Annotated in this window: 8 protein-coding genes; 2 read left to right on the top strand and 6 right to left on the bottom strand. The window is 39.3% G+C overall.

Translation table 11 applies throughout. The annotated features are described in order from the left end of the window. Nucleotides 1-262: hypothetical protein (locus V7K30_RS18210; RefSeq protein ID WP_335001569.1), on the top strand; the 262-nt coding region annotated here is incomplete at its 5' end. 369 nt (nucleotides 263-631) lie between these two features. Here V7K30_RS18210 and V7K30_RS18205 read toward each other — a convergent pair. The 4 genes from V7K30_RS18205 to V7K30_RS18190 form a co-directional block, all read right to left on the bottom strand. After that, the gene (locus V7K30_RS18205; protein WP_335001567.1) at nucleotides 632-1,021 is read right to left on the bottom strand and encodes a hypothetical protein; all 390 of its coding nucleotides are present in this window, start codon (nucleotides 1,019-1,021) and stop codon (nucleotides 632-634) included. Between the two features lie 230 nt (nucleotides 1,022-1,251). Further along, nucleotides 1,252-1,515: a DUF6414 family protein gene (locus V7K30_RS18200; RefSeq protein WP_335001565.1), complete on the bottom strand. Its 264-nt coding sequence runs from the start codon at nucleotides 1,513-1,515 to the stop codon at nucleotides 1,252-1,254. Continuing rightward, nucleotides 1,484-1,840 carry a hypothetical protein gene (locus V7K30_RS18195; RefSeq protein WP_335001563.1) on the bottom strand — a complete coding sequence of 119 codons (357 nt, stop codon included), beginning with the start codon at nucleotides 1,838-1,840 and terminating at the stop codon, nucleotides 1,484-1,486. Before V7K30_RS18195 ends, V7K30_RS18200 begins: the two co-directional genes overlap by 32 nt. A 399-nt stretch (nucleotides 1,841-2,239) precedes the next feature. Continuing rightward, nucleotides 2,240-3,682, bottom strand: coding sequence for a RecQ family ATP-dependent DNA helicase (locus tag V7K30_RS18190; RefSeq protein ID WP_335001561.1), 1,443 nt, complete (start codon nucleotides 3,680-3,682; stop codon nucleotides 2,240-2,242). A gap of 182 nt (nucleotides 3,683-3,864) precedes the next feature. On the opposite strand from V7K30_RS18190, the gene V7K30_RS18185 reads away from it, so the two are divergent. Next, nucleotides 3,865-4,305, top strand: coding sequence for a GNAT family N-acetyltransferase (locus V7K30_RS18185; RefSeq protein WP_335001559.1), 441 nt, complete (start codon nucleotides 3,865-3,867; stop codon nucleotides 4,303-4,305). A gap of 259 nt (nucleotides 4,306-4,564) precedes the next feature. Here V7K30_RS18185 and V7K30_RS18180 read toward each other — a convergent pair whose 3' ends face one another. After that, on the bottom strand, nucleotides 4,565-5,236 hold the full coding sequence (locus tag V7K30_RS18180) for an ester cyclase (RefSeq protein ID WP_335001573.1): 672 nt from the start codon (nucleotides 5,234-5,236) through the stop codon (nucleotides 4,565-4,567). A gap of 275 nt (nucleotides 5,237-5,511) precedes the next feature. After that, on the bottom strand, nucleotides 5,512-7,113 hold the full coding sequence (locus tag V7K30_RS18175; protein WP_335001557.1) for a 2-isopropylmalate synthase: 1,602 nt from the start codon (nucleotides 7,111-7,113) through the stop codon (nucleotides 5,512-5,514). Between the last annotated feature and the right edge of the window lie 20 nt (nucleotides 7,114-7,133).

Below are 7,133 nucleotides of genomic sequence, written 5' to 3'. Positions count from 1 at the left end.
GATTAAAGTGCGAACTCAACCCATTAGGGTTATCTCTCAAATGTCACTCATCCCTGAATATTTCTACTCATTTCGAGTGAACGAATCGCACCCCATGCCTGAAGGCGAAGAAGACGGGTATAGTCTGGAAGGGTTTGATCTGCCCCATGTAACGATCGAAGTACCAGCATCTCAAATTATCCCCATTGCCCAGTGGCAGCAAGAAGAAATGATTTTAGCCAAGTTACGCCAGCTATCTGGAGAAAGGCTGTTGCAATTATAAGACTATCTCGATTTTCTCTTGGAAAAAGAAGAGTCTGATTATCAGAGTGCTTAAAGCTAGGAGTGTCAAATTAGTCCTAAATGACCAGGGATATCTCTCAAAGGTTAAAATCTACCACATAAATATTTGGCGAGAAACTGCTGGGCGATCGCTTTTACTATCTTAAGAGAATTACAGCTAACCGTAGAGCAAGTGCTTAACACTGGATAAAGCAATGCGGTTAAAAGGCAGACAGACAAAGTGATTTGAGAGGTGCGATCGCTCAGTTTTCTAGCGCGAGAATAGCTTAACAGATTTCTGAACGTACACAAGTCCCAAAAAGGACAAAATTAAGGAACTTTTGCAGATTTTAAATTAATTATTTTTTATTTAGATATGTATTTCTGTATAGATTGCTAATGGGTCGATGACTGTTTGAACTTCTCCTGCCATTTGAGTCCATAACTCAGCCATGTTTAGAGTTCCTGCCAATCCAGGGAATGTAGTTTGTTCTATTCTTCGTTTTGGTACAAATCCAACAATAGTTGTTTCTACATCCCCCGGCATTACGTATGTTGAACGTAGTTGATCTTTTGTCATGCATAAATTTTCAACATTAAGAGAGCTAATTAAAATTGAATTTCCTATTTTCGTGTGCAAAGTAATTTCACCTAGTGAGAATAATTTCACTGCTTGTAATATTAGTTTAATTGCATCTGCTTGTAATGCTTCTTCTGAAAGAGAGTTATTAACTAGAATATTTCCAAACTCATCATACAATTTCAGTAATGAATTCCAATCAAAAAACTTTGATGTTCCTGTAATTTTGATTAAAGATGCATACTGTTTTAATTGATTTTAATGGCGAATTTCTTTCAAAATGCCTTTTGTAATTAGTTGCTTTTCAAATATTAAATAACTGTTATGATAATCAATTTTATCTTGTGAAAAGCTTTCCGATGATTCGTCCGTTATTGTTTTTGCACCTTCTTTATATCCTTCTTTTTTAGTTAGCTTATCATTTCCTTTCCCTGATACCCCCCCATAAGGTTCTTTGGCCCTAGACTGAACTCTATCTCTCTGGCTTCTTCTTCTGTTTTTTCGGTATATCTCTCTCCGTGGACATCAGCAGTTTTATTTCCTAAGTTTTCTGTTAATCTTCTTATTTGAATTATCCCGTCTTCTAATTGAGAAGAATATGAATTTAGACGGTTTCTATCTAAATAAATAAAGTGTTTTAGACTAATAGCGCTTCCATTGTTTTCTAATTTCATCTCTTGTTGCTTCCCGTTTAATCTCTGCTTGTAAGGTTCGTTCTTCTTCTTGACTTTCATTTTTTTTAATTATTGAATTAAATTCTTCTGAGGCTTCCTCTAATTTTTTTTTTGATGTTTCTTTTAATGCATTAGTAATTTCTTGACTCATTTCTGCCGCAGACTGAATCTTTTTATCTAATTCACTGGGTTCGGAGGACATCATTATTCGCCCCACTACTTGCGGACTATTATAATTTATTTTATCTATTTTTAGCAAAAATTTTGATTGATTCTTCTTTAAGACAGTTGTAACAAACCCATGACTGAACTCTGTAAGTGTCATCTGCTTTGCTTAAACTAGGTCAAAAATCAATGGCTTCTTTCATTGGAATTAAACGAAAAACAATAGTCTCCCAAAACTATGGCTTTCAACGTTGCCTTAGTGTAAGGTTTTCTCGCTTTGTCACAGTGATTCACTTTGAGTCTACGTTTACTGGATTAAAAATATTAAGGTGGTCGGTGAATAACACTAACCACCCTTTTGAAACTTTATTTAACTATTCCTGAATGACCTGGAATCTCTCCCAAAGGTTCAAATCTACCACCTAAATATTTGGCAAGAAACTATTCTGCGATCGCTAACGAGTTTTTTATACTCGTGAGTAGTTTGTGCTGTCTTCGCTAAAACGCAGACTACAAACAGTTCTGAAACCCAAGATTGGAGGATAGGGAACAGGGCAGTTTAGCGGCAATTGTCACAATGTCCGCAACGCCAGTTAGCTGCTTCTTTGTCAAAACCAAAGGCATTTAATAAAAACTGCCAACGACACTGCTTTGTAGTCAGATATTGATGCATTTGTTTGGCAGCGTGTAATTGGGTCGGTGGCTGAGTTACCGCTTTTTCAGCAATAGTGTAATGGAAAGGATCAAGCCAGTTTAGCTGACCATTGCTATGGAGTAAAGATAAGGCGATCGCACCATCAGGAAATTGTCGCGTCACTGCATTCACTTCTCCCTGTTTTGGTAATTTTTTCACAAGTTGCTGCGCTATTTGTTGTTGCGATCGCATTTGTTCTTCAAAAAACTGCTGTCTTTGCTTATCCTCTGGATCTAACCACCCCGTAGGTTCACTCACTAACGTTAACGCTTCTGCTGGTTTACCATCTCGTCCAGCGCGACCAATTTCTTGCACATATTCAGATAGCAGATGTGGTGCGTGAAAATGTATTACCCAGCGAACATCTGATTTATTTATCCCCATGCCAAACGCACAGGTGCAGACTACAAAGGGTATTTTACCACCTAACCAACTTGCTTCTACTGCACGGCGTTCTGTTGCACCCAATCCCGCATGATAACTAGCTGTTGCATAACCCATGTCTGCTAACCATTCAGCTAAATCTTCGCTATCTCTCCTAGTGCGAACATAAACTAATCCAGATTGTTGCGGTCTATTTTGAATAAACTTTAATAATTGTTGTTTCCTACCTCGTGGTGTCCAAGCAATGCGAACGCTGGGATGCAAGTTAGGACGGTAGGGATTCAAGCGAAAAATCTCTGGTTGCTGTAATTGTAAAACTGTTTGAATAATCTTTTGGGCTAAAGGGTCAGCAGTAGCGGTAAAAGCAGCAATACTAATTTTTGTTCCCGGTGGTTTTGATTTTAGTAGTGCAGGACGCACCGCCCCTAATCTGCGATAAGCTGGGCGAAAACTATCACCCCACTGCACTAAACAATGGGCTTCATCCAAAATTAAGGCATTAATTTGCAATTGCGGCTGACATAATCTTTCCCAGACTGGCGCACTTAGCAAAGTTTCTGGCGATAAATAAAGTAATCTTAGCTGTTGACGTTCTAAAGCTTGCAGAGTTGCACGGCGTTGAGATGAAGACAATTCACTATGTAAAAGCGCTGCTTTCTGATTGCTTTGTCGTAGTTCCTGTACTTGATTTTCCATTAGCGCCACCAAGGGCGAAACTACCAAAGTTAATCCTGTTTGTAGCAGTGCAGGGAGTTGAAAACAAATGGACTTTCCTCCACCTGTGGGCATAATAATCAGCGCATCTTTTTGTGCTAATAAACTACTGACAATTTCTCCCTGTGGGGGACGAAAATCTTCATAACCCCAGATTTTTTGAAAAGCTGCGCGAACTTCTTGCCAAGATTTTGATGTAGGCTGATTCATAATCAATAGTAGATGCACTCATATCCTTAAACGCTGAATATGAATGATGTGATTTTGAATATAGCCTCTGCTATCCAGCTAATGGTTCAGTAATTTCATCATCTTATGTTGCAACGCACTGACTGTAAGAATGAATTATAATTAAATATTATTTTTCAATTTATTAAATAGAAGATTTAGTCATGATGAATGAAGAATTAAAACACAAATTTTACATCAGCACGGATAAATCTAAATTGGATATTCAGATTATTCATGATTTTTTACAAACTTCCTATTGGGCTGAAAACATCCCATTAGCCCTTGTGGATAAGTCAATAAAAAATTCTTTATGTTTTGGACTTTATGAAGGTGAGCAACAAGTTGGCTTTGCGAGAGTCATCACTGATTATGCAACTTCTGCGTTGTTAAAAGATGTTTTTATTCTAGAGCCTTATCGAGGACAGGGTTTAGGAAAATGGTTTGTAGAATATATTTTGGAATATTCAGAATTGCAAGATGTTCAAAGGTGGATGTTAGGCACAAAAGATGCTCATGGACTTTATCGCCGTTATGGTTTTAAGAATTTGACAGAGCCAGAAAAAATCATGATGCGTTTAAATACTAATGCTGATCACTCATGAGTAAAAGGATATTTTAAAAGTATTAGGCGACTAGAAGTCGCTACTACACAAACTTTCGTCTTCCTCCGTGGACTAACACAAAATCAAGGGTTTGCTAACCTGCGGAGGCAGGTTTTGTCTGTATAGCCAAGCCAGTGCGGTCTTCTCCCAAGGGGAGACGCTAAAAGCGATAGCGAGTCCGCGTTCGCGCAGCGTCTCGTAGAGAGCGTCTGGGGGTTTCCCTCATGAGTAACTGGCGCGCGACTTCTAGTCGCCAAAGCTACTGATTTTGGGAATGGAAGGGACAACCACCTGCTGTTAGTTTCTGAAGAAAGGCATTATTATCAAAATAATGCTCTAAAGACTCAATCTTCAAATCATCAGTTACGCGAGCAATACTAACTCCTACCATTTCTATTGTTTCCCCGGTGGGTGCATAGTCTTTATACGAACCATTAAATGTTCCCCAATGTCGCCACTTAAAGGTAACATTAGGCGGCCCCGAAAGGACTTCTGTCAATTCCCAAAGAAAGCCATTAGGAAAGGCTGTATGAAAAACTTGAAATGAAGATTCAAAGGTTTCTGTTTCAGAGCTATACTGCTCACTGTCACCCAAAAATAGGTTATAAGTACCTTCGACTGCAACATCCTGAGCAGTGAATTGTTGTCCCCCATTGGTACTCATCTTAAACTTATCAGTAACAATCGAAAGCCACTGTTGAGGATTAGATTTATTAGAAGCTTCCATCTCAAAATTTCGGACTAAATTTTGTGCGATCGCCTCTAAAGAACCTTCTAGATGCTGAAATTTGCTTTCTTGATGAAGAAATTCATTGGTGTAAGAATAATCTGGGCGTTTTCCTTCTCGCCACTGTACTTCTTCATCATGAGCAATAACTATATCTCTATCTTGTACCCAAAGCGGCAATTCTGGAGTTTTTTCGTTACTCATACAAGCTGATTGAGTATAAACATCATTTTTGATCATAAAGTTTTATGGATATGAGGTAAATCTAAAAATCTGAAAAAGTAAAAAATATTTATAATGCAATACCGTTCAGTTAAAGTTATTTGTAGGATTTTTCGGTGTCTAGAGATGTTACATTACAACGTCTCTACATTCTTACAAAAAGCTGAAAAACAGCAAAAGAAACGACAGATAAACACTTATATTTATCTGTGTTTATCTGTCGTTCTATTTAACAAATCTCAACTTATGCAAAAGGTCTAATGCAGTGCAGTTACTTCCTCTGGCTTTTCTTGAGTTTGCAATGCAGAATACAACCTATTCAGCGCATTTACATAAGCTTGAGCAGATGCCACGATGATATCTGTGTTCGCTGCATGACCAGAAAACACTCTAGATTCATAACGTAAACGAATCGTCACTTCTCCAATGGCATCAATACCAGCCGTTACTGACTGCACAGAAAACTCAATCAACTCGTTAGGCACATTCACCACCCGATTGATGGCTTTGTAAACTGCATCCACTGGCCCAGTACCGATCGCAGCATCGGTTAATTCTTCACCTTGTGGGGTGCGGAGGGTAACTGTAGCAGTGGGACGGGCGTTGCTACCACATGAAACTTGCACCAACTCTACACGGAACAAATCGGGCGCTTGTTGGATTTCATCGTTAACGATCGCTTCCAAATCCCAATCAGAAATTTCTTTCTTTTTATCTGCGACATCTTTGAATCTGACGAATGCTTTATTTAATTCCGTATCCGACAGTTCAAAGCCCAATTCTTTCAACCGAGTCCGGAAAGCATTTCTCCCTGAATGTTTACCCAAAACTATTTGATTGTCTGTCAAGCCAATCAATTGGGCATCCATAATTTCGTAGGTGAGCCTGTTTTTTAACACACCATCTTGGTGAATCCCAGACTCATGGGCAAAGGCATTCGCCCCAACGATCGCTTTATTTGCTTGTACTAACATTCCCGTCAAATTAGAAACCAAGCGTGAAGTTTTGTAAATTTGCTTAGTGTCAATATTTGTCAGGGATTCTTGAGAATCTGCTGGTCTTCCCAAATAGGGGTTAAAATATTGCCGTCGCACATGCAACGCCATTACCAATTCTTCTAGTGAGGCATTTCCGGCACGTTCGCCAATCCCATTGATTGTACATTCTAGTTGCCGTGCGCCATTTTTCACGGCTTCTAAGAAGTTAGCAACTGCCAAGCCTAAATCATTATGACCGTGAACGGAAATAATCGCTTGGTCGATATTGGGAACATTTTCGATAATGCCCTTAATTATGGCTCCAAATTCGCTAGGGGTGGTGTAACCCACAGTATCGGGAATGTTAACTGTTGTTGCACCAGCTGCGATCGCTCCCTCTAACACTTGGTAAAGAAATTCTGGATCGGTACGAGCCGCATCCATCGGCGAAAATTCGACATCTGTCATGAAGGACTTGGCATAAGCTACCATTTCTTGGGCGATCGCTAGCACTTCTGCCCGTGACTTTCGCAACTGATACTCTAAATGAATATCAGAAGTGGAAATAAATGTGTGAATTCTGGCGTTAACTGCTGGTTTTAATGCTTCGGCGGCCGCTTCAATATCTGCTTTAATGGCTCTTGCCAAACTGCAAATTACCGGGCCATTTTCTGTCCCGACAATTTGGGCAATTTTCTTAACTGCTTCAAAATCTCCAGGACTAGCAAAGGCAAAGCCTGCCTCAATTATATCCACACCTAGACGCGCGAGTTGCTTGGCAATAACTAGCTTTTCGTCTATGTTCAGAGTTGCTCCTGGACACTGCTCTCCATCTCGCAGTGTAGTATCAAAAATGATGATTCGATCTGTTTTGTTTGTCATTTGCGGTTTGTTGTTTAGTT

Origin of the sequence: Nostoc sp., assembly GCF_036917655.1 — a bacterium.
In the GTDB taxonomy this organism is placed as follows: Bacteria; Cyanobacteriota; Cyanobacteriia; order Cyanobacteriales; family Nostocaceae; genus Nostoc.
Note: the sequence above shows the minus strand (reverse complement) of the source record. Positions and strands in the feature narration are given on the sequence as shown.

Excerpts from the sequence above, each read along its gene's own strand:
- V7K30_RS18185 (WP_335001559.1), top strand. The coding sequence starts at position 3,865 with ATGATGAATGAAGAATTAAAACACAAATTTTACATCAGCACGGATAAA.
- V7K30_RS18190 (WP_335001561.1), bottom strand. The coding sequence starts at position 3,682 with ATGAATCAGCCTACATCAAAATCTTGGCAAGAAGTTCGCGCAGCTTTT.
- V7K30_RS18195 (WP_335001563.1), bottom strand. The coding sequence starts at position 1,840 with ATGACACTTACAGAGTTCAGTCATGGGTTTGTTACAACTGTCTTAAAG.
- V7K30_RS18175 (WP_335001557.1), bottom strand. The coding sequence starts at position 7,113 with ATGACAAACAAAACAGATCGAATCATCATTTTTGATACTACACTGCGA.
- V7K30_RS18180 (WP_335001573.1), bottom strand. The coding sequence starts at position 5,236 with ATGAGTAACGAAAAAACTCCAGAATTGCCGCTTTGGGTACAAGATAGA.
- V7K30_RS18200 (WP_335001565.1), bottom strand. The coding sequence starts at position 1,515 with ATGAAATTAGAAAACAATGGAAGCGCTATTAGTCTAAAACACTTTATT.